23 protein-coding genes are annotated in these 22,093 nt (G+C 60.6%); 10 read left to right on the top strand and 13 right to left on the bottom strand.

Features of this window, described 5'->3' with window-relative positions:
- The 3 genes from RDL77_RS23005 to RDL77_RS22995 all read right to left on the bottom strand — a co-directional run.
- Nucleotides 1-877, bottom strand: an 877-nt coding sequence (locus tag RDL77_RS23005) for a siroheme synthase (protein ID WP_288194849.1), incomplete at its 3' end; no start/stop codon positions are given.
- 294 nt (nucleotides 878-1,171) lie between these two features.
- Nucleotides 1,172-1,867, bottom strand: coding sequence for an isoprenylcysteine carboxylmethyltransferase family protein (locus RDL77_RS23000; RefSeq protein ID WP_288194848.1), 696 nt, complete (start codon nucleotides 1,865-1,867; stop codon nucleotides 1,172-1,174).
- Between the two features lie 122 nt (nucleotides 1,868-1,989).
- The gene (locus RDL77_RS22995; RefSeq protein WP_288194847.1) at nucleotides 1,990-2,388 is read right to left on the bottom strand and encodes a chlorophyllide reductase; all 399 of its coding nucleotides are present in this window, start codon (nucleotides 2,386-2,388) and stop codon (nucleotides 1,990-1,992) included.
- A gap of 105 nt (nucleotides 2,389-2,493) precedes the next feature.
- Here RDL77_RS22995 and RDL77_RS22990 point away from each other — a divergent pair, with 105 nt between their 5' ends.
- Nucleotides 2,494-3,075 (top strand): DUF2975 domain-containing protein, encoded by a 582-nt coding sequence (locus RDL77_RS22990; protein ID WP_288194846.1) that lies wholly within the window; start codon nucleotides 2,494-2,496, stop codon nucleotides 3,073-3,075.
- A gap of 10 nt (nucleotides 3,076-3,085) precedes the next feature.
- The gene (locus RDL77_RS22985) at nucleotides 3,086-3,298 is read left to right on the top strand and encodes a helix-turn-helix transcriptional regulator (RefSeq protein WP_105734015.1); all 213 of its coding nucleotides are present in this window, start codon (nucleotides 3,086-3,088) and stop codon (nucleotides 3,296-3,298) included.
- Here RDL77_RS22985 and RDL77_RS22980 read toward each other — a convergent pair.
- From RDL77_RS22980 to rph, 6 genes are read right to left on the bottom strand one after another with little or no spacing between them, the layout of a single operon-like run.
- Nucleotides 3,295-3,660, bottom strand: a complete 366-nt coding sequence (locus RDL77_RS22980; RefSeq protein ID WP_288194845.1) for a YraN family protein — start codon at nucleotides 3,658-3,660, stop codon at nucleotides 3,295-3,297. The two genes, RDL77_RS22985 and RDL77_RS22980, sit on opposite strands and share 4 nt — an antisense overlap.
- On the bottom strand, nucleotides 3,657-4,556 hold the full coding sequence (gene rsmI, locus RDL77_RS22975; protein ID WP_223614056.1) for a 16S rRNA (cytidine(1402)-2'-O)-methyltransferase: 900 nt from the start codon (nucleotides 4,554-4,556) through the stop codon (nucleotides 3,657-3,659). The genes RDL77_RS22980 and rsmI overlap by 4 nt, the downstream gene beginning before the upstream one ends.
- 9 nt (nucleotides 4,557-4,565) lie before the next feature.
- Nucleotides 4,566-5,738 (bottom strand): radical SAM family heme chaperone HemW, encoded by a 1,173-nt coding sequence (hemW, locus tag RDL77_RS22970; RefSeq protein ID WP_288194844.1) that lies wholly within the window; start codon nucleotides 5,736-5,738, stop codon nucleotides 4,566-4,568.
- Entirely contained in the window at nucleotides 5,738-6,382 is a 645-nt protein-coding gene (rdgB, locus tag RDL77_RS22965) for an RdgB/HAM1 family non-canonical purine NTP pyrophosphatase (RefSeq protein ID WP_223614054.1), read from the bottom strand. Before rdgB ends, hemW begins: the two co-directional genes overlap by 1 nt.
- A complete protein-coding gene (locus RDL77_RS22960; protein ID WP_223614053.1) occupies nucleotides 6,379-6,786 on the bottom strand; it encodes a VOC family protein in 408 nt (135 codons plus the stop codon). The genes rdgB and RDL77_RS22960 overlap by 4 nt, the downstream gene beginning before the upstream one ends.
- Before the next feature lie 12 nt (nucleotides 6,787-6,798).
- Nucleotides 6,799-7,515, bottom strand: a complete 717-nt coding sequence (gene rph, locus RDL77_RS22955) for a ribonuclease PH (RefSeq protein WP_288194843.1) — start codon at nucleotides 7,513-7,515, stop codon at nucleotides 6,799-6,801.
- A 137-nt stretch (nucleotides 7,516-7,652) separates the two neighbouring features.
- Between rph and hrcA the strand changes: the two genes are divergently transcribed.
- The 3 genes from hrcA to RDL77_RS22940 all read left to right on the top strand — a co-directional run bounded on the left by hrcA (nucleotide 7,653) and on the right by RDL77_RS22940 (nucleotide 10,337).
- A complete protein-coding gene (hrcA, locus tag RDL77_RS22950; protein ID WP_288194842.1) occupies nucleotides 7,653-8,723 on the top strand; it encodes a heat-inducible transcriptional repressor HrcA in 1,071 nt (356 codons plus the stop codon).
- A 127-nt stretch (nucleotides 8,724-8,850) separates the two neighbouring features.
- The gene (grpE, locus tag RDL77_RS22945) at nucleotides 8,851-9,564 is read left to right on the top strand and encodes a nucleotide exchange factor GrpE (protein ID WP_223614050.1); all 714 of its coding nucleotides are present in this window, start codon (nucleotides 8,851-8,853) and stop codon (nucleotides 9,562-9,564) included.
- Nucleotides 9,565-9,683: 119 nt separating this feature from the next.
- Nucleotides 9,684-10,337 (top strand): trimeric intracellular cation channel family protein, encoded by a 654-nt coding sequence (locus tag RDL77_RS22940; protein WP_288194841.1) that lies wholly within the window; start codon nucleotides 9,684-9,686, stop codon nucleotides 10,335-10,337.
- Here the strand turns inward: RDL77_RS22940 and RDL77_RS22935 are convergent.
- Nucleotides 10,329-11,321: an adenosine kinase gene (locus RDL77_RS22935; protein ID WP_288194840.1), complete on the bottom strand. Its 993-nt coding sequence runs from the start codon at nucleotides 11,319-11,321 to the stop codon at nucleotides 10,329-10,331. The genes RDL77_RS22940 and RDL77_RS22935 overlap by 9 nt on opposite strands.
- A 166-nt stretch (nucleotides 11,322-11,487) precedes the next feature.
- Here RDL77_RS22935 and RDL77_RS22930 point away from each other — a divergent pair, with 166 nt between their 5' ends.
- On the top strand, nucleotides 11,488-12,204 hold the full coding sequence (locus RDL77_RS22930; protein WP_223614047.1) for a sulfate transporter family protein: 717 nt from the start codon (nucleotides 11,488-11,490) through the stop codon (nucleotides 12,202-12,204).
- On the opposite strand, the gene nth is transcribed toward RDL77_RS22930, so the two are convergent.
- The gene (gene nth, locus RDL77_RS22925) at nucleotides 12,201-12,968 is read right to left on the bottom strand and encodes an endonuclease III (RefSeq protein ID WP_223614046.1); all 768 of its coding nucleotides are present in this window, start codon (nucleotides 12,966-12,968) and stop codon (nucleotides 12,201-12,203) included. The genes RDL77_RS22930 and nth overlap by 4 nt on opposite strands.
- Before the next feature lie 34 nt (nucleotides 12,969-13,002).
- Here nth and RDL77_RS22920 point away from each other — a divergent pair, with 34 nt between their 5' ends.
- Together RDL77_RS22920 and RDL77_RS22915 are read left to right on the top strand one after the other, a co-directional pair.
- Nucleotides 13,003-13,497 carry a DUF2244 domain-containing protein gene (locus tag RDL77_RS22920; RefSeq protein WP_288194839.1) on the top strand — a complete coding sequence of 165 codons (495 nt, stop codon included), beginning with the start codon at nucleotides 13,003-13,005 and terminating at the stop codon, nucleotides 13,495-13,497.
- Nucleotides 13,498-13,628: 131 nt separating this feature from the next.
- Nucleotides 13,629-14,534 carry a bifunctional helix-turn-helix domain-containing protein/methylated-DNA--[protein]-cysteine S-methyltransferase gene (locus RDL77_RS22915; protein WP_288194838.1) on the top strand — a complete coding sequence of 302 codons (906 nt, stop codon included), beginning with the start codon at nucleotides 13,629-13,631 and terminating at the stop codon, nucleotides 14,532-14,534.
- Between the two features lie 52 nt (nucleotides 14,535-14,586).
- Here the strand turns inward: RDL77_RS22915 and hisC are convergent, their stop codons facing one another.
- Entirely contained in the window at nucleotides 14,587-15,657 is a 1,071-nt protein-coding gene (gene hisC, locus RDL77_RS22910) for a histidinol-phosphate transaminase (RefSeq protein ID WP_288194837.1), read from the bottom strand.
- Nucleotides 15,658-15,871: 214 nt separating this feature from the next.
- On the opposite strand from hisC, the gene RDL77_RS22905 reads away from it, so the two are divergent.
- Both RDL77_RS22905 and cueR read left to right on the top strand, forming a co-directional pair.
- Nucleotides 15,872-18,382, top strand: a complete 2,511-nt coding sequence (locus tag RDL77_RS22905) for a heavy metal translocating P-type ATPase (RefSeq protein WP_288194836.1) — start codon at nucleotides 15,872-15,874, stop codon at nucleotides 18,380-18,382.
- 7 nt (nucleotides 18,383-18,389) lie between these two features.
- A complete protein-coding gene (gene cueR / locus RDL77_RS22900) occupies nucleotides 18,390-18,785 on the top strand; it encodes a Cu(I)-responsive transcriptional regulator (RefSeq protein WP_223614041.1) in 396 nt (131 codons plus the stop codon).
- Here cueR and RDL77_RS22895 read toward each other — a convergent pair.
- A complete protein-coding gene (locus tag RDL77_RS22895) occupies nucleotides 18,782-19,075 on the bottom strand; it encodes a Dabb family protein (protein WP_223614040.1) in 294 nt (97 codons plus the stop codon). The genes cueR and RDL77_RS22895 overlap by 4 nt on opposite strands.
- Nucleotides 19,076-22,093: the final 3,018 nt, after the last annotated feature.

The following is a 22,093-nucleotide window of genomic DNA, read 5'->3' as shown; positions in this document are numbered from 1 at the left end:
CCAGCAGTTCGTTGATTTCGCTCTGGCTTTTCGAATGGCAGCCCTTGCGCTTGCCGACGGAAAGCCGGGCTGCGTCGCGGCGGCCCATGGAGACGACAGCCTCGGGCACCAGCGCGTCGTAGACGATGACATCCGCTTCCATGAGAACGCGGTGCGCGCGCAGGGTCAGCAAGTCCTCGGCGCCAGGACCCGCGCCGACCAGCCAGACATAACCTTTCGGCTCGTCCTGATTGTCGAGGAGCAGCCCGGCAGCCTGGCGGGCACCGTCGAGATCATTGTTGTAGACTTTGCCGGCCACATCGCCCGAGAAGAACGAGCGCCAGAACAGACGGCGCGGCAGGCCTTTCTTCACCAGCTTTTCGACAGCCGGACGATAGGCATTGGCGAGACGGGCAAGATCGCCCAGGCGCGGCGAGAACGCCGCATCGATACGGGCGCGAATGATCTGGCTGAGCACAGGGCCCGTACCTTCCGAACCAATGGCAATGGCAATCGGCGCACGGTTGACGATGGCGGGGGTGAAGAAATCGCAGAGTTCCGGACGGTCGACCACATTGACCGGGACGTGCTGGCGGCGCGCTTCGGCGGCAATGGCACTGTCGCGCGCTTCATCGCCCGTGGCAACAAAGGCCAGTTTTGCGCCCGAGAGGTGCTTTGGGGAAAAATCTTCCGCGACATGCTGGTGACGGCCCGCGCGGATGAACGCGGCCAGCTCGTGTTCCGGATGGGCAGCAACAATGCGGATCAGCGCATTCGTCTGCGCCAGAAGCCGGGCCTTGTTCAGTGCTTCTTCGCCTTCGCCGATAACCACAACCACTTCATTCCGCACGCGGAAGAAGGCAGGAAAGACAGAAAGCTGATTGGCATGGATAGACATGAGCAAGACAATCCCGGTGAATGCTGGGATTATCGTTGATCGGACCGTTCTTTATAAGGAACAGAAGTGCGCCGAATCGAACAGCGGAGCATAGAATTTCTGAAAATCCTGGAACAAGCGGATTCCCTTTCCATGCATCGCAAGAAAATGCTGCCCAGCCTTTGCCGGGAAGGGCAAGACGGAACAGGCAACAGCAAACGGCGCCGGTTCAAGGAATACCGGCCCAATACACGACTACTTTTATCGTGTTAACGTGAAAATGCAAGCCCTTTCTGCATGTCGTGCAAAGGGCCATCACCACAGCGTCGGAATAAGACGGTAACGCACCTGCTGGCAATAGGCGGTGTAGCCCGGCAAATTCGCCTTGAGATATTTTTCCTCATCGAGCAGACGGGCAACGATCACCAGGCTGAGCGCGATGGCAAAGGGCAGAGACCACAGCGACCCGAGCGCGAGGGATGACGCGATGAAGGCCAGCACGCAGCCGGAATACATGGGATGCCGTACAATGCCATAGGGTCCGGTTGCGATGACCCGCTGCCCCGAATTGACCTCGATAATGCTGGAGGCATGGCTGTTTTCCCGGAATGCAAGAAAGACAATCCAGGCCCCGGCGAGAAAAGCGGCATTGCCAAGGATGACCACCCAGACGGGCAAGGGCAGCCCGGTAAAGTGACGCTCGATCCCCGGCATGATGTAGGTCAGGAGGCCGACCATGGCCGCTACGGTCTGGATGCGCTTCTGCGCCGGTTCATGCTCGGCGCCCGCCCCGGCCCTCAACCGTCTTGCGACAAGGGCGGGATCGTGTTTGAGAAAGTAATAGGAAATGAAGCTCGTACTGGCGCTGAAAACCAGCCAGAAAAGCCAGCCCTGCCAGAACGACAATGACCAGGCGGGCAGCATGAGCAGCAACAGAAGGATGACGATGCCCTTCGCCTGCCCCTCCCACGCCTTCCTGTGCAGGTCATGCGGCGAGAGATGCATGGACATGATCAGCTCTCCTTCGGTTGGGACGCGAGACCGGGGATATCGGACACCCCGTCTGTTTCGGCCTTATCCGGCAGAATAGAGCCGAAATCCGATTGCCGGCAACCATCGTGGTGCCTGACGCTTCAGTCGGCGAGCGCGCACCCCGCATGCTTGATCATATCACGCACGATCAGCGGTGTAGCTGCCATCTGCTGCCATCGGCCCTTTGGCTGCGCCTCCAGCGCGCGCCGCACCGCCTTGTCATCGAGAGCGATGCGGGTTCCGCACGCTGCAAGCGGCGAGCCATCTGTTTTTGCTGCAAAGTCCATGATGATAGCCGCGGTCTCTCCCACACCGGCGAGATAGGCGGTCAGAACCTGGCTCGCAGTGGGATTGGACGATGCCTGGTCGAGCATCGCCATGACCTGCGTGACCGAAATCTGCCCCTTGGCGGTTGACGCCGCTGCCATTGAGGCGGTTGCCAATCCAAGGGCGAAAGCTATGGAAATGAAAAATGCGCTGGCCGTTCTAAGAAGGGGCATACCAAAATCTCCTGTGCTGGTTCGAAATTCGTATCTCGAAAATTTATTATTGTAAAACGATAATTTCTTGCTATTATTCCGGAAGAAAACTCACAGAGGTGCCCCATGAGCAATCTTTCTTCGCTTGATATGCCTACGACTGGACACATCCCGGCTCACCGCGCGGAGCGTATCCGGCGTCTCAGTAAAATCATGTCGGGCCTGTATCTCGCCACATCGGTGATCTTGACCGCAGGAACTCTCTACTACTGGTTTGCGACGCCGCCAGCCGATATCCTGACAGCGGCCAAGCTACCGGTTACCGGGGTGGAAAATCTTGGTTTCCCGACCCGTCTTCTTGCTTTTCTCGTCTCGATGCTGCCACTGGCAGCGTTGATCTGGGGATTAAGGCAGGCCCAACGGTGCTTCAACGGCTTTGCCAAACAGCAGTTTTTCACGGCCGAAACTGTCGGCAGCCTGCGCGCTTTCGCAATGGCGGTCTTTGTATCGACACTCCTCCAGCCCTTCGCCTATGCAGCCCTTTCGCTTATCCTGAGCTGGACCAACCCGGCCGGGCAACGCGCACTGTCCATCGGCATCAGTTCGGACATGTGGCTCGGATTGCTGTTTGCCGGAACCATCATCGTCATTGCCTGGGTGATGCGGGAAGCCATCGCGATAGCCGATGAAAATGCCCAATTCGTCTGAGGATAAGCCCATGCCCATCAAAGTCAGGCTCAATGTCATGCTGGCCGAACGCAACGTGAAATCCAAGGATCTGGCGGAACATGTCGGGATAACGGAAGCCAATCTGTCCCTGCTGAAACAGGGCAAGGTGAAAGGCATTCGCTTCGAGACCCTGGAGCGCATCTGCGACTATCTCGACTGCCAGCCTGGCGATCTCATGCGATATGACAAGGAGGAGAGCTAGACCGTGAAAAGGGCCGGGACATGCACCGGCCAGCGCCAAGGCACAATCGCCACGAGATCATACCGCAATGACAGGTTCGCATAGTCGGGTTGACGGGCGAGCCACAGATCGGCCGCCGATTCGATGCGCTTCATGGCTGTCCAGGTCACCGCATCCATCGCCTGTTCAAGGGTTCGGCGGGCTTTCACTTCAACGATGAGAACAAGATCGCCGCGCCGGGCAATGAGGTCGATCTCGCCAAGTCTGGTCCGGTAGCGCCGCTCGACAATGCGAAAACCTTTCAGCATCAGGGCAAGAGCGGCGAAATACTCGGCGAAGTGACCGCGCCTGTAGGCCCTGTGTCGCTCGCCCGCGCCTGTCATTTCATTGCAAGCAACCGTTGGTAGAGTTCACCCTTCGGCCGGCCCGTCATGCGCGATGCTTCTCCCGCCGCCTTGGCCGGCGACATTTCAAGGACAAGCGCACGCAGCAATGCATCGACATCATCGTCGGTACGGGCAATGTTCTGATCGCCCTCGGGCGGCCCGACAACAAGAACCACCTCGCCGCGGATGCGGTCCTCGCCATCGAATTCCGCCGCCAGTTCCGCCAGCGGCAGGGTAACCACGGTCTCGTAGGTCTTGGTCAGTTCGCGGCACAGCGATGCCTGCCGTTTCGGGCCGAACACCTCGACCATGTCCGCCAACGTGGCGGCGGCACGATTGGGCGATTCAAAGAACACCAGCGCGGCATCCAGCGTCTTCAGCGATTCAAGTTTCGACCGGCGCTGCCCCTGTTTCGACGACAGAAATCCGGCGAAGTAAAAGCTGTCGGTGAACAGACCCGAGGCCGTCAGTGCCGCCAGAACAGAGGATGCACCGGGAATCGGCACCACGCGGATACCGGCAGCCTTGGCTTCCGGCACGAGGCGCCCGCCCGGGTCGGAGACCAGCGGGGTCCCTGCATCCGATACAAGCGCCACACTTTTCCCGGCAAGCAAGGCTTCGATCAGTTTGGGCCCGGCTTCCCCGGCATTGTGTTCATGATAGGCATAGGGACGGCGGGAAATGCCGTATCTGTCCAGAAGAACCCGACTGACGCGTGTATCCTCGCAGGCGATCACATCGGCTGCAGCGAGCGTTTCGATGCCGCGCAGCGTCATATCGCCAAGATTGCCGATGGGTGTGGCGACGATGTAAAGCGCCGGCTCAAGCGGCCGGGCGCGAAACGCCGTGTTGCCGATCTGATAATCCCGTTCCCTGGCTTCCCCGTCAGACACGTCGCACCCTCACGCTGCCAGATCGGCAATGACCGCATTCAGAACGATGGCACCTTCGGGCGTCGTGCGGATGCGGCTGTTGCCGATATATTCGATCAGGCCCTGTTCGGCCAAGGAAATCACGCGCTTCTCCTTGACGCTATGGCCGGTCAGACGTTCGTAACGGGCAAGATCGATGCCTTCGACAAGCCGCAGGCCCATCAGCAGGAATTCATCGCCTTCCTGCTCGCCGGTCAGCAACTCTTCCTCGACAACGCCATGACCGTCACTCTCGACCTTGCTGACCCAGGTTTCCGGGTGACGTTCCGTTATCGTGACCGCACGCTTGCCGTTCTCGATAAAGCGGCCATGGGCGCCGGGTCCGACGCCAACATACTCGCCGTACCGCCAGTAGACGAGATTGTGCTGGGATTCGGCGCCGGGTGCCGCGTGGTTGGAAATCTCATAGGCCGGCAAGCCGCGCTGGGCCGTGACATCCTGCGTTTCCGCATAAAGTGCTGCCGCGTGGTCACTGTCGGGCGTCACAAGTTTGCCGGCTTTCCACAGCTGGTAGAAGGGCGTGCCTTCTTCAATCGTCAATTGATAGAGCGACAGATGATCGGCGGCGTAGGAGATGGCGCGGTTGAGCTCTTCCCGCCATGCTACGATGCTCTGGTCAGGCCGGGCATAGATCAGATCGAAGGACAGGCGCGGAAAAATATCGCGCGCCAGACCGATTGCCACCAGGGCTTCTTCGACATTGTGCATGCGCCCGAGCCGCCGCAGGTCAGGATCGTTCAATGCCTGCACGCCCAGCGAGACGCGATTGACGCCTGCCGCCCGGTAGCCGCGAAAACGGTTGGCCTCGACACTGGTCGGATTGGCTTCCAGCGTGATCTCGATATTGTCAGGCACGGACCAGTTCCTGGCGATCTCATTGAGCACCGACCCGACAGTCTCCGGCTCCATCAGAGACGGTGTACCGCCGCCGAGAAAGATACTGGAAATCGTGCGCGGACCGGTGCGCTCGCGCATGGTCGCCATTTCGCGAGCGAAGGCCGCGGTAAACCGCGGCTGGTCCACCGGCTGGTGACGGACATGCGAATTGAAATCACAATAGGGGCACTTGGCCATGCAGAAGGGCCAGTGGACGTAAACGCCAAAGCCCCCTTCGTTCTCCTGGCCGCGCAGCAACGGGGTCATCAGGCCCCCAGACAATCGCGGGCAAAATGCTGGAAAGCCCGTGCACGATGCGATAGCGCATCGGCTTCGCCGGGCTTCCAGCCATGTTTCTGCTCGGCGGTCATTTCCCCGAAGGTCGCATCATGGCCTTGCGGCTTGAACACCGGATCAAAACCGAAACCGGCAGTGCCGCGCGGCGGCCAGACGATCTCGCCTTCCACTTCGCCGCGATAATAGTTGGCTTCACCGTCGGGCCAGGCGAGGCAGATCACGGAAACGAAGCGGCCGCCGCGATCCCTGGCGTCCGTGATGCCCCGTTCCTGCAGCGCGGTTTCAACCTTTTGCATCCCATGGGCGAAATCCCGCTTGCCATCCGGCAGTTCCGCCCAATTGGCGGTGTAAACGCCGGGGTCACCATCCAGCGCATCGACACAGAGGCCGGAATCATCGGACAGCGCGACAAGGCCGGTCGCCTTGGCCGCCGCGAAAGCCTTGATGTAGGCGTTCTCTTCGAATGTGGTGCCGGTTTCATCCGGTTCCGGTAGGCCGAGGTCGCCCGCCGACACCACTTCGAAACCGAAGGGGCCGAGCAGATCGATCATTTCCTGGATCTTGCCCTTGTTGTGACTGGCAACGAGCAGTTTGCCTTTTTCGAGTGTTCTCATGTCAGGTTCCATAAAGCCGGTTCGGCAAATTCAATCGAGTTTCCGGACGGATCGCGGAAATACAGGGAGCGGGCGCCATTGGGCCAGTCAAATTCACTTTCAATGGCAATGCCGTTGGCCTCAAGATGGGACTTCCAGCCGGAAATTTCATCCCGCGTTGCGCGAAAACAGACATGGCCCGGCCCCTTGGCACCATGGGCCGGGATGGGAAGACCGCCCTTGGGCCTTTCCCTCAGCTTTTCCGCATCGAACAGGATCAGGACACCGGCGCCGCACCGGAAAAACACCGATTCATTGCCCGCCCGCAGGATGACGTCCAATCCGAGTATATCGGCATAGAACCGTGCAGCCACGTCGATATCGGTCACATAGAGTGCTGTTTCCAGAATACCCGATGGCTGCATGGTGTTTTCCGCTTACGAGACCGCCATTTTCTGCAGGGAAACCAGCCGGGTGATGCCGTTGCGGGCAAGCCCCATCAAGGCCAGCAGCTCGTCCTGCGAGAATGGCTCGCCTTCCGCCGTTCCCTGCACTTCGACGATACCACCCTTGCCGGTCATGACGAAGTTGGCATCGGTCTGTGCCGTTGAATCCTCGGCATAATCGAGATCAATCACGGGCATGCCGTCGGAGATACCGCAGGAAATCGCCGCAACATGGTCCTTCAATACTTTTTCGACCTTGAGCATCTGGCGTGTTTCCATCCAGCGCAGGCATTCGTGCAAGGCGACCCAGCCGCCGGTGATGGCTGCCGTCCGGGTGCCGCCATCCGCCTGAATGACATCGCAGTCCACGGTGATCTGCACTTCGCCCAGCGCCTGCAGGTCCACGACGGCACGCAGCGAACGGGCGATCAGCCGCTGGATTTCCAAAGTGCGGCCGCCCTGCTTGCCGGATGAAGCCTCGCGGCGCATGCGATCGCCGGTCGAACGCGGCAGCATGCCGTATTCCGCCGTTACCCAGCCTTTGCCGGTGTTGCGCATCCAGCCCGGCACCTTTTCCTCAAGGCTGGCTGTGCACAGGACGTGTGTATCGCCAAACTTGACCAGGCACGAGCCTTCAGCATGTTTGGAAACGCCGCGCTCGAAGGAAATGGCGCGCATTTCGTCTGGGGCTCGTTTGGAAGGACGCATGGAATGACCTCTTGAAAAATATGGTTGTCCGGCCTTTTAGAGCAACGGACGCTTAAATGGAACCATGAAGCAAAAGCTTTGATGATTGGACCGACAACGCCTATATTCCCTGGCAGAGAACAAGGGCGTCGCACAGAATGAACAAGGCAGTTACTCCCGAACCAATGCAATCCCTCGACCAGCGGTCACGGGATATTTTCCGGCGCATCGTCGAGAGCTATCTCGGCGACGGCGAACCGGTGGGATCGCGCAATCTGTCGCGCATCCTGCCCGTGACGCTTTCCCCGGCAACCATCCGCAATGTCATGAGCGATCTTGAGCATCTCGGCCTTGTCTACGCGCCGCACGTGTCGGCGGGACGGCTGCCGACACAATTGGGCCTGCGATTCTTTGTCGATGCTTTCATGGAGGTGGGCGACCTTTCCTCCGACGAGCGCAATTCCATCGAGGCGCAGGTGCGGGCGGGCGGCGACGCCCAGTCGAGCGAGAACATGCTGACGCAGGCCAGCCAGATCCTGTCGGGCATGTCGCGCGGCGCCGGACTTGTGCTTGCAACCAAAGCGGAAGGCGCACTCAAGCACATCGAGTTTGTGCGGCTGGAACCCACCAAGGCGCTGGCGGTGCTGGTGACCCAGAGCGGCGACATTGAAAATCGGGTGATCGACCTGCCGCCCGGCGTGACGCCATCGCAATTGATCGAAGCATCGAATTTCCTCAATGCGCATATTCAGGGCCGCACCATCACCGAAGCACGCGTTGAAATTGCCCGCTTGAAGGACGAAACCCAGCAGGCGCTCGATGTCCTGTCGCAACACTTGGTCGAGCAGGGACTTGCAGTCTGGGGCGGTACGGGTGGCGGCCAACCGCCGCGGCTCATCGTGCGCGGACGCGGGAACCTTCTGGATTCCATCAGCGCCGAAGCGGATCTCGACCGGCTGCGCCATCTGTTCGATGATCTCGAGACCAAGGAAGGCACGATACAACTGCTCGATCTGGCCGAAGCGGGATCTGGCGTGCGCATTTTCATCGGCTCCGAGAACAAGCTGTTTTCGCTTTCCGGCTCATCTCTGGTGATTGCACCCTATCGCGACTCGGAACAGCGGGTCATCGGCGCCCTCGGCGTTATCGGCCCCACCCGGCTGAACTATGCGCGCATTGTTCCGATGGTCGACTATACGGCGCAGCTGGTCTCACGACTGTTGCGATAGAGCGAAGGATACTGCACTGGCGCTGTGCTGCCACGCGAACTTCCCCCGCTTCGGGCATTTGCACTTGATTTTCATGGCCTAAACCTCGATATCCAGCGCACATTCGATTTATGAACGGACAGGATAGATGACTGAAGAAAAGAAACATCATGACGCACCCGATCTCGATCAGCGCGATCTGAAGAATCCGCGCGACCGTGATGCGCTGAAGCGTGCCGCCGATGATTTTCTGAAATCGCGCAAGGCAGAGGAATATGCCATGGCGCAGGAAGAGGAAGAACAGGCGGAAGCAGCCAACAGTGTTGAACTGGATGCCTTGCGCGGCGAAAACGGCGATCTGCGCGATCAGCTGCTGCGTCTGGCCGCCGATATGGAAAACCTGCGCAAGCGCACGGCCCGTGATGTTCACGATGCGCGTTCCTATTCGGTCGCCAATTTCGCCCGCGACATGCTTTCGGTTTCCGACAATCTGAAGCGCGCGCTCGAAGCCATTCCGGCCGATGCCCTCGCCAATGGCGATGCAGGTTTCAAGGCACTGGCCGAAGGTGTGGAAATGACCGAGCGCTCGATGATGTCGGCGCTGGAACGCCACGGCGTCAAGAAGATCGAACCGCAGGGCCAGCGTTTCGACCCGAATTTCCATCAGGCCATGTACGAAATTCCCAACGCAGACGTGCCGCACAACACGGTGCTGCAGGTGGCGCAGGCCGGTTTCGTCATCGGCGACCGCATGCTGCGCCCGGCACTCGTCGGCGTTTCCAAGGGCGGCCCGAAGCAGGCTGCGGGCGAAGGCCAGGCAGAGCCGGGTCCGATCAACCCGCAGGCGGAAAAAGACGCATAACCATAGCGTCATCTCAACGACAAAGGCCAGATTCCGGCGACGGGGTCTGGCCTTTTCAATTTAGCTGTTTACGCTCCGTATTGGTCATGTTCTACCTTTTACATGGAGGGGAACAGCCGATGACATCGATCCAGATATTCAATTATGCGGGCGTTTTCGTTTTCGCTGCGACAGGCGGCCTCGCCGCGTCGCGCCGCCAGCTTGATATCATCGCTTTCGTGTTTCTCGCTGCTGTAACGGGTATCGGCGGCGGCACCCTGCGCGACCTCATCCTCGGTGTCCCCGTCTTCTGGGTCCGGGAGCCCGGCTATATCCTCGTCTGTGCTGCGGCGGCAATCATCGTCTATTTCTCCGCCAATCTCCTGGAATCACGCTACCGGCTTCTGCTGTGGCTCGATGCGCTGGGGCTTTCCGCCTACAGCGTCATGGGCGCGGCGAAGGCGCTGGCGCTCGACTTCAGCCCGACCATTGCCGTTGTGACAGGCATTTTGACGGCCACATTCGGCGGCGTGCTGCGCGATATCGTTTCCGCGGAACCGTCGGTGTTGATGCGGCGCGAGATCTACGTCACCGCGGCGCTTGCCGGCTCGGTCGCCTACACGCTGCTGCTGGGACTTTCAGCAGGGCCGGAGGTTTCGGCCCTGTTCGCCGCGCTGACCGCCTTTGCGGTTCGCGGCGGCGCGCTTTACTTCGGCTGGACCCTGCCGAACTACCACAAGGTGGGCCGCACGCCTGAAGAGCTCAAGCGTGACGGCATCGTTCGATCAGAGTAACCCGGCCTGCTGGGCTGCAATTTTCAGATTTTGCGCCGGACGCGGGCCGATCTGCTGGATCACGAGCCCGGCGGTCAACGAGCCCAGCCGCGCGCAATCGGTCAACGAGCGGCCATTGGTGTAGCCGAACAGGAAGCCCGACGCATAGAGATCACCCGCACCTGTCGTATCGACAAGCTCGGCGATCTCGATCGCCGGAACGGCAACGGTTTCGTCTTTCGAGACAACCACCGAGCCCTTTTCCGAGCGGGTGATGGCGGCGAGCTTGCAATCCTTGCGGATGGCATCGAGCCCCTTCTCGAAATCATCGGTCTGGTACAGCGACTTCAGTTCCGCCTCGTTGGCGAAAACAATATCAACCGTGCCGGAACGCATTAACTCAAGGAATTCCTCGCGATAGCGATCCACGCAGAACGGATCCGACAGTGTCATCGACACTTCGCGCTTGTGCTCATGCGCAATTTTCGCCGACAGGCGGATGGCTTCCTTGGCGCGGGGCGGGTCCCAGAGATAGCCTTCGAAATAGGTGACCTTCGCTTCCGATACCTTGGAGCTTTCCACGTCTTCCGGTCCAAGCTCGACACAGGCGCCGAGATAGGTGTTCATCGAACGCTCGCCATCGGGCGTAACGAAAATCATCGAGCGGGCCGTGGGCGGCGGCGCTTTCAGCACGCGCGTATCGAAGGCGACGCCCTGCGCGCGGATATCATGGGTAAAGATGTGACCGAGCGGATCGTCGGCAACCTTGCCGAAATAGGCGGCGCGGCCGCCAAGGCTGGCAACGCCGGCCGCGGTATTGCCGGCACTTCCGCCAGAAGCTTCGATGGCCGGTCCCATGCGCTCATACAGAAATTCCGCACGGTCGGCATCGATCAGGTTCATCGCATTCTTGATGATACCGTTCTTGACGATAAAATCGTCATCCGTGCGGGCGATGATATCGACAATGGCATTGCCGATGCAAAGCACGTCATAACTCGACATGAAAACTCCAGGATTGATTCAATTGCAGTTCTTGGCCTCTGGTTCGCCAAGTCCTAGCCGGAACAGCGGGCCTTGACTACCCCTAATGCGCGGGGGCGTCTTGTCTCTGCCGGACGCGCTCCTTATGTCCCAAACATTGGAAAGACCGGAAAGGAAGAACGGTACCATGATTTTTGACAGCGCCCAGGCCGCCGCAAGTCACCTGTTCCGGCCTGAATTCCGTTCTGTCCTGTGGAAGTCTCTCGGAATGACCGTGCTTCTGCTGATCGGTGCCTGGTTCGGGCTGCGGGAACTCTTTGCCTTGCTGGCATTGCCCTTTTTCGATCAATGGATGCCGGATCTGCCATCCTGGGCCGGCTGGCTCGGCTTTATCGCCGGTATATTCGCCAGCATCGCCCTGGCGCTGGGGCTGGCACTGCTGATCGCGCCGGTTTCGGCCATCGTCGCCGGATTGTTTCTCGACGATGTGGCTGAAGTTGTGGAAAAGTCGGATTACCCGCTCGATCCGAAAGGCCGTCCCCTGCCGGTCCTGCGCTCCTTCGTGCTTTCGCTGAAATTCCTCGGCGTCATTATCCTCGGCAATATCATTGCACTGCTGATGCTTCTCATTCCCGGCGTCAACATCATCGCGTTCTTCGTGGTCAATGGTTATCTGCTCGGCCGGGAATTCTTCGAATTCGCCGCCATGCGGTTCCGCCCGGAAATGGAGGCCAAGGCGCTGCGGTCGAAACATGCAACGACGGTTTTCCTGGCCGGTCTCGTCATTGCGGCCTTCATGGCCATTCCGATCCTCAACCTTTTGACCCCGCTGTTTGCCGCGGCCATGATGGTGCACCTGCACAAGGCCGTGGCTCAATCGGAACCACCCGCAGGGCTGCGCTAGAAAACCTGTGGGGGCAATGGCACCAACGGTGCGGGCAGTTCCGCCGTTTTTTCCGCCGCCTTGCAGATATCGGCAATGACGCAGGCCGTGCATTCGGGCTTGCGGGCCTTGCAGACATAGCGGCCATGCAGGATCAGCCAGTGATGGGCGTGATAGAGATATTCCGCCGGAATGATCTTCATCAATTTGGCTTCCACCTGATCCGGTGTCTTGCCCGGCGCGAGGCCAAGCCGATTGCCGATGCGGAATATGTGCGTGTCGACGGCCATCGTCGCCTGTCCGAAAGCCATGCTGAGCACCACATTGGCGGTCTTGCGGCCGACACCGGGAAGCTTGACCAGCTCGTCGCGATCATCCGGCACCTCGCTGCCATAGTCGCGGATCAGGGCTTCCGACAGGGCAATGACGTTTTTGGCCTTGTTGCGCCAAAGGCCGATGGTACGGATGTATTCACCGACAGTTGCCTCGCCGAGATCCCGCATCTTTTCCGGTGTATCGGCAACCTTGAACAGGGCGCGGGTTGCCTTGTTGACCCCGACATCCGTCGCCTGGGCCGAAAGCGCAACCGCAACCAAAAGGGTAAAAGCATTGACGTGCTCGAGCTCGCCCTTGGGTTCCGGCCGCTGGATCGAGAACCGGCGAAAAATCTCGTGGATCTCATCGGCGGTATAGCGTGTACCGGCGACAAGGCGTGGCCGCTTCGCCGGCTTTTCGGCGACCGCACTCACGTCAATCTGATCAAGTTTGCTCTTGGGATTTTCCATGACCCTTCTATACTCAAGCGTCATGAGCCAAACAATGAACCCAATTGACGCTGTCGCGCACAATGAAGAGGAAATTTTCCGCGCCCTTCTGGTGCCGCACCGGTCGCTTGGCCGCAAAGGCTTTCTCATTGTCATGGCCGCGATCGGCGGATGCAGTTTTCTGACCGGTCTTTTCTTTCTGTCGCTGGGAGCATGGCCGGTTTTCGGCTTTTTCGGCCTTGATGTCCTCCTGATCTACCTTGCCTTCCGGATGAACTACACCGCAGCAAAAGCGCATGAGGAGGTCAGCGTTTCAAGAATCACGCTGCAGATCAGGCAGGTGGCACCGTCAGGCCGGACCAACCTGCACGAATTCAACCCGTTCTGGACCCGGTTCAATGTCGCGCGGCACGCGGAAATCGGCATCACCTCCATGCGGGTGGAGGGACAGGGCAAGGCGGTGACAATCGGCTCGTTTCTCAATCCCGATGACCGGGAAAGCTTTGCCCTGGCATTCACCCGGGCCCTGGCCGCGGCCAAAGGCCGGTAGTTTTCACGGCGTGCAAGAATCGGGTGGCAGATCAGGCCCCTGCATGGTCATATGACACTCAACATGAATTGAAAGCCTGATCTGTCTTTACGGTGCAACGCATCGGATCATGCCGGAATGAGGTAACGACCATGAAACCGCATGCCATCCTTCAGAACGATATTACGCCTTCGGGCAATGACTATGCCATTGTCAGCCATATCATTGAGCGGATCAGTGAGGATTATCGCGACCAGCCATCGCTCGAGGTCCTGGCCAAGGAGGCAGGGCTTTCACCCACGGCCCTGCAGAAGCTTTTCACCCGCTGGGCGGGCCTGTCGCCCAAGGGCTTTCTGCAGGCCGTGACCATCGACCATGCCCGCCGCTTGCTCGACGAAGGCATGCCACTGCTGGAGACGGCCCTGGAAACCGGCCTGTCCGGGCCAAGTCGCCTGCACGACCTGTTCGTCACCCATGAAGGCATGTCGCCGGGCGACTACAAGACCCGCGGTGCGGGCCTCGTTATCCGTTACGGCTTCCATATCTCGCCCTTCGGGCGGGCGCTGGTGATGGTGACGGATCGCGGGCTGGCGGGTCTTGCCTTTGCCGATCAGGGACACGAGCGCGAAACCATGGAAGACATGACATCCCGCTGGCCCAATGCCACCTATGTCGAAGACCTTGGCGCCACGTCACCCTATGCGGCACGGGTGTTCAACCCGGCCGAATGGCGTTCCGACCGGCCGCTGAAAGTGGTGATGATCGGCACGGACTTCCAGCTGCGCGTCTGGGAAGCCCTGTTGAAGGTGCCGATGGGCAAGGCATGCGCCTATTCGGACATTGCCCAGGAAATCGGCTCGCCCAAAGCCTCCCGCGCCGTCGGTGCTGCGGTGGGCGCCAACCCGATTTCCTTCGTGGTTCCGTGCCATCGCGCCGTCGGCAAATCCGGCGCCCTCACCGGTTATCACTGGGGTCTGACCCGCAAGCGCGCCATTCTCGGCTGGGAAGCCGGACAAATGGGCGACGGCACGCAACTCGACATGGACCGTTCCGGCTGATCGCCGCCTCTTCCCGAGACACCCATCAAGGCCCGGCAGCAATGCCGGGCCTTTATCCTTTCAACGATGCGATCACATCGGCCAAGCCGGACAGAAGCGTCTCGCACTCTTCATCCGTACCGATGCTGATGCGCAGATAGTCGTGTATGCGCGGTTTCGGGAAATGCCTGACCAGAATGGCCCTGCTTCTAAGCTCGGCAGCAATCTCCGCGCCGGGCAGCACAGCATGGCGTGCAAACAGAAAATTGGCCGCCGACGGAAGAACCTCAAACTGCAGCGCGCGCAAGGCGACGGACAATCTTTCCCGGGTGGCCACGATCCGGCCGCGTTTTTCCTCGAACCACGCCCGGTCCTCCCAGGCGGCAACCGCTCCCGCGATGGCGAGACGGTCGAGGGGATAGGAATTGAAACTGTCCTTCACCCGTTGCAGCGCTTCAATCAGCTGGGGCTGCCCGACGGCAAAGCCAACGCGCAGACCGGCCAGCCCGCGCGACTTTGAAAAGGTCTGGGTCACGAGCAGATTGGGGAAGCGTGCGACCAGGGGGATCGCGCTCTGCGCACCAAAGTCCACATAGGCTTCATCGATCACCACGACCTGGTCGGGGTGATCGGCAAGCAATGCCTCGATTTCCGCCAGGGGCAAGGCCGTGCCGGTCGGGGCATTCGGATTGGGCAGGATGATTGCGCCGCATGCCTGCCGGTAGTCGGCAATGCGGACCGCCATCGTGTCATCGAGTGGAACAGCCCGAAAGTCTATTGCGTAGAGACGGCAGTAGGTCGGAAAGAAACTGTAGGTGACATCCGGAAACAGCAAGGGCTTGTCGTGTTTCAGCAATGCCTGGAACACATGGGCCAGCACTTCGTCAGATCCGTTGCCGACAAAGACGTGATTGGCGTCAAGGCCATGGCTTTTGGCGATGGCTTCTCTCAGCCTGTGCGCCGTTGGATCGGGATAAAGCCGCAACGCGTCCGTCGTCTCGGCTGCTATGGCCGCCAGTGCGCGCGGTGACGGACCATATGGGTTTTCATTGGTGTTCAACTTGATCAGATCGGGCAGCACCGGTTGCTCTCCCGCGACATACGGGGTCAATGTGTGCACGAGAGAACTCCAAAAACGGCTCATCTAAATGTCCAGTACTGCGTTGGCCGGGTGATCGCGATTCAAGCGAACAGTGCGCGTCGATTTCCGTACCATGGCAAAAACAGGCTTTTGCAACAATCGAAATCCCCAGCCATTGCGCTGCATTGAAGAAACTTTCGGGCGGGCCTTGACCTTCCAGTTACTGGAAGAATTACCTTTGCATCACTATCTTCCCGTACATGTCGAAAGTTCCATCATGAAACATGACCATCACGACCACGATCACGCTCATAGCACCCATGGCCACAGCTGTTGCAGTACGCACGCGGCGCAGGCGGAGGTCGTGCGCGATCCGGTCTGCGGCATGCTGGTTGACCTTACGGCCGGCAAGCCGACGGCGGAGCATGCGGGCCGGGTGTTTCACTTCTGCTCGGCGGGCTGCCACAAGAAATTCACGGCCGACCCGGAGCCCTACCTGACGGCGATCGATCCGGTCTGTGGCATGACCGTCGACCGGGCAACGGCAAAACACTTCCTGCGGCACGACAATGAGAAATATTATTTCTGCTCGGCCAGCTGCATGGCGAAATTCGAAAAGGCGCCGCAGGATTATCTCGGCGACAGGCCGGCACCGAAGCCGATGCCGGCGGGAACCCAATATACCTGTCCGATGCATCCGGAAATCGTCAAGGACGGCCCGGGGTCATGCCCGCTGTGCGGCATGGCGCTCGAACCCATGGGCATTCCCACCGGGGATGAAGGCCCGAACCCTGAACTCGTCGATTTCACCCGCCGGTTCTGGATCAGCGCGCTCTGTTCCATACCGCTGCTCTTCATCACCATGGGCCCCATGCTTGGCCTGCCTTTGCGCGACTGGATCGGGGAAAGCCGCGCAATCTGGCTGGAACTGGTCCTCGCCACCCCGGTTGTCCTCTGGGCGGCCATCCCCTTCTTCGAACGCGCCTGGGCATCCCTCGTCAACCGCAGCCCGAACATGTGGACGCTCATCGCCATCGGCGTCGGTGCTGCCTATGCCTTCAGTGTCGTGGCAACACTCGTGCCTGACATTTTCCCGCATGCCTTCCGCATGCATGGCGGCAGCGTGCCGGTTTACTTCGAGGCGGCGGCCGTTATCGTTACGCTTGTCTTCCTCGGACAGATCCTGGAGCTGAAAGCGCGCGAGCGCACCGGGTCCGCCATTCGTGCCCTGCTTGACCTTGCGCCCAAAACCGCGCGCCGCGTGGCAGCGGACGGGACGGAAAACGATATCCCGCTGGACGAGGTCGTGGCCGGTGACCGGTTGCGGGTCCGTCCGGGTGACAGCGTGCCTGTGGATGGCATTGTGCTGGAAGGCCGCTCGTCCATCGATGAATCCATGCTGACGGGCGAACCGCTGCCGGTTGAAAAGACGCAGAACGATCCGGTGACCGGTGGCACGCTCAACCGCAACGGCACGCTTCTGATCAAGGCGGAGAAAGTGGGCGCCGATACGGTCCTGTCGCAGATTGTCGGCATGGTCGCGACGGCCCAACGCTCGCGCGCGCCCATTCAGGGTCTGGCGGACCGCGTCGCCAGCTATTTCGTGCCTGCGGTGGTTCTCGTCGCCATCGTCTCGTTCATCGCCTGGGCCTGGTTCGGACCGGAACCCGGCATGATCTACGGCCTTGTCGCGGCCGTCTCGGTGCTGATTATCGCTTGTCCCTGCGCGCTTGGTCTCGCAACGCCCATGTCGATCATGACCGCTACCGGACGCGGCGCGCAAGCGGGTGTGCTGATCAAGGATGCGGAAGCGCTGGAACGTTTTGCCGGCGTCGATACACTGATCGTGGACAAGACCGGCACCCTCACCGAAGGCAGGCCGAAACTCACCGACGTCATTGCAGACGGACCATTTGCCGAGGACCAGTTGCTGATTCTTGCAGCCAGCCTCGAAAAGGGCTCGGAGCATCCGCTTGCCGAAGCCATCGTCGAAGGTGCGAAAGCCCGCACTCTCACCCTGCTCAAGGCCGAAACGTTCGAAGCGGTCACCGGCAAGGGTGTTTCCGGCAGCATCGGCGGGCAATCCGTTGCGCTCGGCAACAAGGCCATGATGCAGGACGTTGGTGCCGACATATCCGCCCTGAGCGGGAAGGCCGATGCACTGCGGACCGGCGGCAAGAGTGTCCTGTTCATGGCGGTCGACGGCAAGGCCGCAGGCATCATCGCGGTGGCCGACCCGATCAAGGCCACGACGGCCGAGGCAATCCGCCTGCTGCACAAGGCTGGCCTCACCATCATCATGGCGACCGGCGACAACAAGATCACTGCCCAGGCGGTCGCCGCCCGGCTCGGTATCGATGAAGTGCGCGCCGACATGATGCCCGAGAGCAAGAAGCGGCTGGTCGATGAGCTCCGGGCCAAGGGAGCAAAGATCGCCATGGCCGGTGACGGCGTCAACGATGCCCCGGCGCTTGCCGCGGCCGATGTCGGCATTGCCATGGGCACGGGCGCCGACGTTGCAATGGAAAGCGCGGGCATTACCCTGGTGAAGGGCGACCTCAACGGCATTGTCCGTGCCCGTCATCTCGCTGATGCAACCATCCGCAACATCAAGCAGAACCTGTTCTTCGCTTTTGTCTATAATGTGCTGGGCGTGCCGGTTGCAGCAGGTGTGCTCTACCCTGTCTTCGGCGCCATGCTTTCGCCCATGCTGGCGGCAGCGGCAATGAGCCTTTCCTCCGTATCGGTCATTGCCAATGCCTTGCGGCTGCGGACACTGAAACTGTGAGGTTCCCATGAATATCGGCCATGCATCGGAAAAATCGGGCCTCCCGGCCAAGACCATCCGCTACTACGAGGATATCGGGCTGTTGAAGCCCGACCGGTCCGACAACGGCTACCGGGATTACTCGATGTCGGATGTGCACAAGCTGCGCTTCCTGCAACGCTCGCGCGGGCTTGGATTTTCCGTGGAGGAATGCCGCCAGCTTCTGGCGCTCTACGAAGACAAGGAGCGCGCGAGCTCCGATGTCAAAAGCATCGCCCGGACGAAACTGAAGGAAATCGAGCGCAAGATCACCGAACTGCGCGAACTGCAGCACACTTTGCAGCACCTGGTCGCCCATTGCCACGGCGACCAGCGGCCGGACTGCCCGATTCTGGAAAGTATTTCCGGTACGGCTGACGCTTAAGCCAACGTGGAAACCACATCGGCCGAAATGCGCAATTCGCGCAAGGGGCGAACCACCGCTGTGGTTTCACTGTAGATCGGGTGTGCCTTGTAGGCGGCCAGCGCCTCGGCGCTTGCGAACTCGCCATAAACGACAATATCGATTTCACCCGAGATCGGATCGGTCTTGGTGTTCTTCATGACCTCGAACACGAGGGAGTGCGGTATTTCTCCAAGCCGCTTGAGACGCGTATGGATCGTGTCGACATCATCCGGATTGCGGGCGCTGAAGAATACAATATGGCGGATCACGGTCTTGTTCCTGCTTGATCGAACTGGCGCGGACTTTTAAAGCACCCGCCTTCGACGTCAATAGTGTGCTGTCGCAGGCGGCCTCCATGCCCGGCATTTTGCCGGTCCGGCACACAGTCTGCCCTGGTGGCTGCGAACACGCGGCATCCTGCCCTTGGCATTTCCACCAAGGGTGGGGTAAAGGTTCTGGCGCTCAACCGGCGCAGGCGACCTGAAAAAACAAACTGAGGCGTATATGGCCGACCACGGTCAACAGACACGACCCGATCCTGACAAGCTGCTGGAACTGGCCACACGCGAATCGCGCGGCAAGCTGACCGTTTTCCTCGGCGCTGCCCCCGGCGTGGGTAAAACCTATGCCATGCTGGTGCGGGCACAACGTCTGAAGGAAGACGGCACCGACATCGTCATCGGCCTTGCCGAGACGCATGGGCGCGCGGAAACCGCCGAACTTCTTGACGGGCTGGAAGTGCTGCCGCGCAAGCAGATCGGCTACAGGGGCCGCACGCTGGAAGAATTCGACCTTGATGCGGCCCTGGCACGCAAGCCGAAAGTGCTGGTCCTTGACGAGCTCGCCCACACCAACGCGCCCGGCAGCCGGCACCCCAAACGTCATCAGGACATTGAAGAGCTGATCTGGCAGGGCATCGATGTCTGGACCGCGATGAATGTCCAGCATCTGGAAAGCCTGTCCGACCTGGTGACGAAGATCACGGGAGTGACCGTTCGCGAGACCGTACCGGATGTGGTCCTCAAGCGCGCCGACGAGGTGCTGCTGGTCGATCTGCCGCCGGCGGAACTGATTGCACGGCTGAAGGAGGGCAAGGTCTACCTGCCCGGCAACGCCGAACGGGCAGCGCGGGGTTTCTTCAAACCGGCCAACCTCACCGCCTTGCGCGAGCTTGCCCTGCGCCGTACCGCCGATCGCGTCGACGACCAGATGATCGACCTGTTGCGGCAAAACGCGATCGAGGGCCCGTGGGCCACCGGCGAGCGGCTTCTCGTCTGCGTCGGACCGGACAGCCTGTCCGAAAAGGTTGTCCGCACCGCAAGCCGCCTCGCCTCCGGCCTCAACGCCCGGTGGCTGGTGGTTTCACTGACCAAGACCAGCGATGCGGGCATGGACACGGCGGCAAACCAGCGGCTTGATGAAATCCTTGACCTGGCGGAAAGGCTCGGCGCGGAAACGCGGCGCGTGATCGCCCGGGACTTTGTCGACGAGATTTTCCGCATTGCGCGGCGCGAGAATGTGACACAGGTCGTGCTTGGCCGCCCGAAAGGCAAGCGTTTCTCCAATCCGTTCCGGCGGTCGCTTCCCGACGAGATCGTCAAGCGCTTCACCGATGTCGGCGTCCACATTGTGACCGGGGACGAACAGGACAAGCCCTATGTGCCGCCGGCGCCGCAAAAGCGCTCGGCACGCGAACTCGCCACATCCATCGCCATTCCGATAGCGGCAACAGCCGTGACGACGCTTCTGGGGCTTGGCGCCAGTGAGATCGTCCACCCGCAAAACCTTTCCATGCTCTATCTCGTATGCCGTCTTCTGCTTGAAAAAAAAAAAAGGCGTTTTGCCGCCATCATTGCCGCCGGCCTGTCGTTTGTTCTCTACAACTACTTTTTCATCGAGCCGATCCACAACTTAAGCATAGCCAAGCCGCATCAGCTGTTTTCGCTGATCATCTTTCTCGGCGTGGCCCTGATGATCGGCGATCTCGCCGGGCGTTTGCGCGACCAGGTGGCGCGATCGCGCAACCAGGCAAAAAACACGCAGGCGCTCTACGAATTCTCGCGCAAGCTATCGGGCACCGCCCGGCTGGATGATGTACTTGTGGCTGCGGCCATGCACCTGCATTCGACGCTCGGAACGGGTGTGGTGATCCTGCTGCCGGAAGACGGCGACCTGTCGCTGCAGACCGCATGGCCGCCTGACATGACGCTCGACAATACGGACATGACCGCGGTGCGCTGGGCATTCGAGAAGAATGAACGGTCCGGGCATGACACGGGCACGCTGCCGCAGATCAGCTGGCAGTTCCTGCCGATCATGACATCGCATGGCGTTGCCGGCGTGCTCGGCCTTTCCATGCCCGAGCACCCCGCCTCGCTGACGGAAAGCGAAGACCGCATGCTGGTCGCCATTCTCGATCAGACGGCGATCGCCATCGACCGCGCCCAGCTGGTGCGGGAAAATGCCAAGACGGCCGCATTGCAGGAAAGCGAAAAACTGCATGCAGCGCTGTTCTCCTCCCTGTCCCACGACCTGAAGACACCGCTGGCCTCGATCACGGGCGCCGTCACCACGCTGCGCGAACTTGGCAGCCGCATCAAGCCGGAAAGCCACGACGATCTGCTGCTTTCCATCGAAGAGGAATCGGGGCGCCTGACCCGTTTTGTCTCCAATCTTTTCGACATGACCCGGATCGAAGCCGGCACACTGAAGGTCAAGCACAGCCCTGTCGATGCGGCGGATATCATCATTTCATCGGTCGAGCGCATGAAGCGGCTCAAACCGGGCGTTGCCATCGAGATCAGCATCGCTCCGGACCTTGCCACCGTCAGCGGGGATTCGTCCCTGCTCGGACAGGTGCTGTTCAATCTGCTCGACAATGCAGCGAAATATGGCGGCCAAAGCCCGCACACCATCGCCGCAAAGCAGGAGAAGGCGGGGGTGGCGCACCGCGGCGCCCACCAGGGCAAGGGACGTCCGGCAAGGGTCGCCCACCGCGCCGACTAAAAGCTGTACCGGCGCCTCCAAGTGGCTGAGCCGTCGGCGGGGGCCGCGTTGGTGCGGCCGGCCGCGGCGGCGCGGCTTCGGCGACGGCGTGCGCCAGGGCCGCCCCGGCAACGTCCCCCCCGCGGGGCCGCGGCGCCAGCGGGCGGTACTCAATGAACGGCTGCCCGGGGATGATGGCGTTGTGGCCCGAGTAGGGGGCCCCCCCCATCTGCCAGAGGTGAACCCCCGCCGTAAACAGCGGACCGTACACCCGGGTGGCAAACTGCTGGCAACGCGCATAC

It is taken from the genome of uncultured Phyllobacterium sp. (assembly GCF_902479695.1).
Classification (GTDB): domain Bacteria; phylum Pseudomonadota; class Alphaproteobacteria; order Rhizobiales; family Rhizobiaceae; genus Phyllobacterium; species Phyllobacterium calauticae.
The sequence above is the reverse complement of the archived record's forward strand: the minus strand, read 5'-3'. Positions and strand labels throughout refer to the sequence as shown.

Coding starts and splice junctions, on each gene's coding strand:
- RDL77_RS23000 (WP_288194848.1), bottom strand. CDS start 1,867: ATGTCCATGCATCTCTCGCCGCATGACCTGCACAGGAAGGCGTGGGAG.
- RDL77_RS22995 (WP_288194847.1), bottom strand. CDS start 2,388: ATGCCCCTTCTTAGAACGGCCAGCGCATTTTTCATTTCCATAGCTTTC.
- RDL77_RS22990 (WP_288194846.1), top strand. CDS start 2,494: ATGAGCAATCTTTCTTCGCTTGATATGCCTACGACTGGACACATCCCG.
- RDL77_RS22985 (WP_105734015.1), top strand. CDS start 3,086: ATGCCCATCAAAGTCAGGCTCAATGTCATGCTGGCCGAACGCAACGTG.
- RDL77_RS22980 (WP_288194845.1), bottom strand. CDS start 3,660: ATGACAGGCGCGGGCGAGCGACACAGGGCCTACAGGCGCGGTCACTTC.
- hemW (WP_288194844.1), bottom strand. CDS start 5,738: ATGACCCCGTTGCTGCGCGGCCAGGAGAACGAAGGGGGCTTTGGCGTT.
- rdgB (WP_223614054.1), bottom strand. CDS start 6,382: ATGAGAACACTCGAAAAAGGCAAACTGCTCGTTGCCAGTCACAACAAG.
- RDL77_RS22960 (WP_223614053.1), bottom strand. CDS start 6,786: ATGCAGCCATCGGGTATTCTGGAAACAGCACTCTATGTGACCGATATC.
- rph (WP_288194843.1), bottom strand. CDS start 7,515: ATGCGTCCTTCCAAACGAGCCCCAGACGAAATGCGCGCCATTTCCTTC.
- hrcA (WP_288194842.1), top strand. CDS start 7,653: ATGAACAAGGCAGTTACTCCCGAACCAATGCAATCCCTCGACCAGCGG.
- grpE (WP_223614050.1), top strand. CDS start 8,851: ATGACTGAAGAAAAGAAACATCATGACGCACCCGATCTCGATCAGCGC.
- RDL77_RS22940 (WP_288194841.1), top strand. CDS start 9,684: ATGACATCGATCCAGATATTCAATTATGCGGGCGTTTTCGTTTTCGCT.
- RDL77_RS22935 (WP_288194840.1), bottom strand. CDS start 11,321: ATGTCGAGTTATGACGTGCTTTGCATCGGCAATGCCATTGTCGATATC.
- RDL77_RS22930 (WP_223614047.1), top strand. CDS start 11,488: ATGATTTTTGACAGCGCCCAGGCCGCCGCAAGTCACCTGTTCCGGCCT.
- nth (WP_223614046.1), bottom strand. CDS start 12,968: ATGGAAAATCCCAAGAGCAAACTTGATCAGATTGACGTGAGTGCGGTC.
- RDL77_RS22920 (WP_288194839.1), top strand. CDS start 13,003: ATGAACCCAATTGACGCTGTCGCGCACAATGAAGAGGAAATTTTCCGC.
- RDL77_RS22915 (WP_288194838.1), top strand. CDS start 13,629: ATGAAACCGCATGCCATCCTTCAGAACGATATTACGCCTTCGGGCAAT.
- hisC (WP_288194837.1), bottom strand. CDS start 15,657: ATGAGCCGTTTTTGGAGTTCTCTCGTGCACACATTGACCCCGTATGTC.
- RDL77_RS22905 (WP_288194836.1), top strand. CDS start 15,872: ATGAAACATGACCATCACGACCACGATCACGCTCATAGCACCCATGGC.
- cueR (WP_223614041.1), top strand. CDS start 18,390: ATGAATATCGGCCATGCATCGGAAAAATCGGGCCTCCCGGCCAAGACC.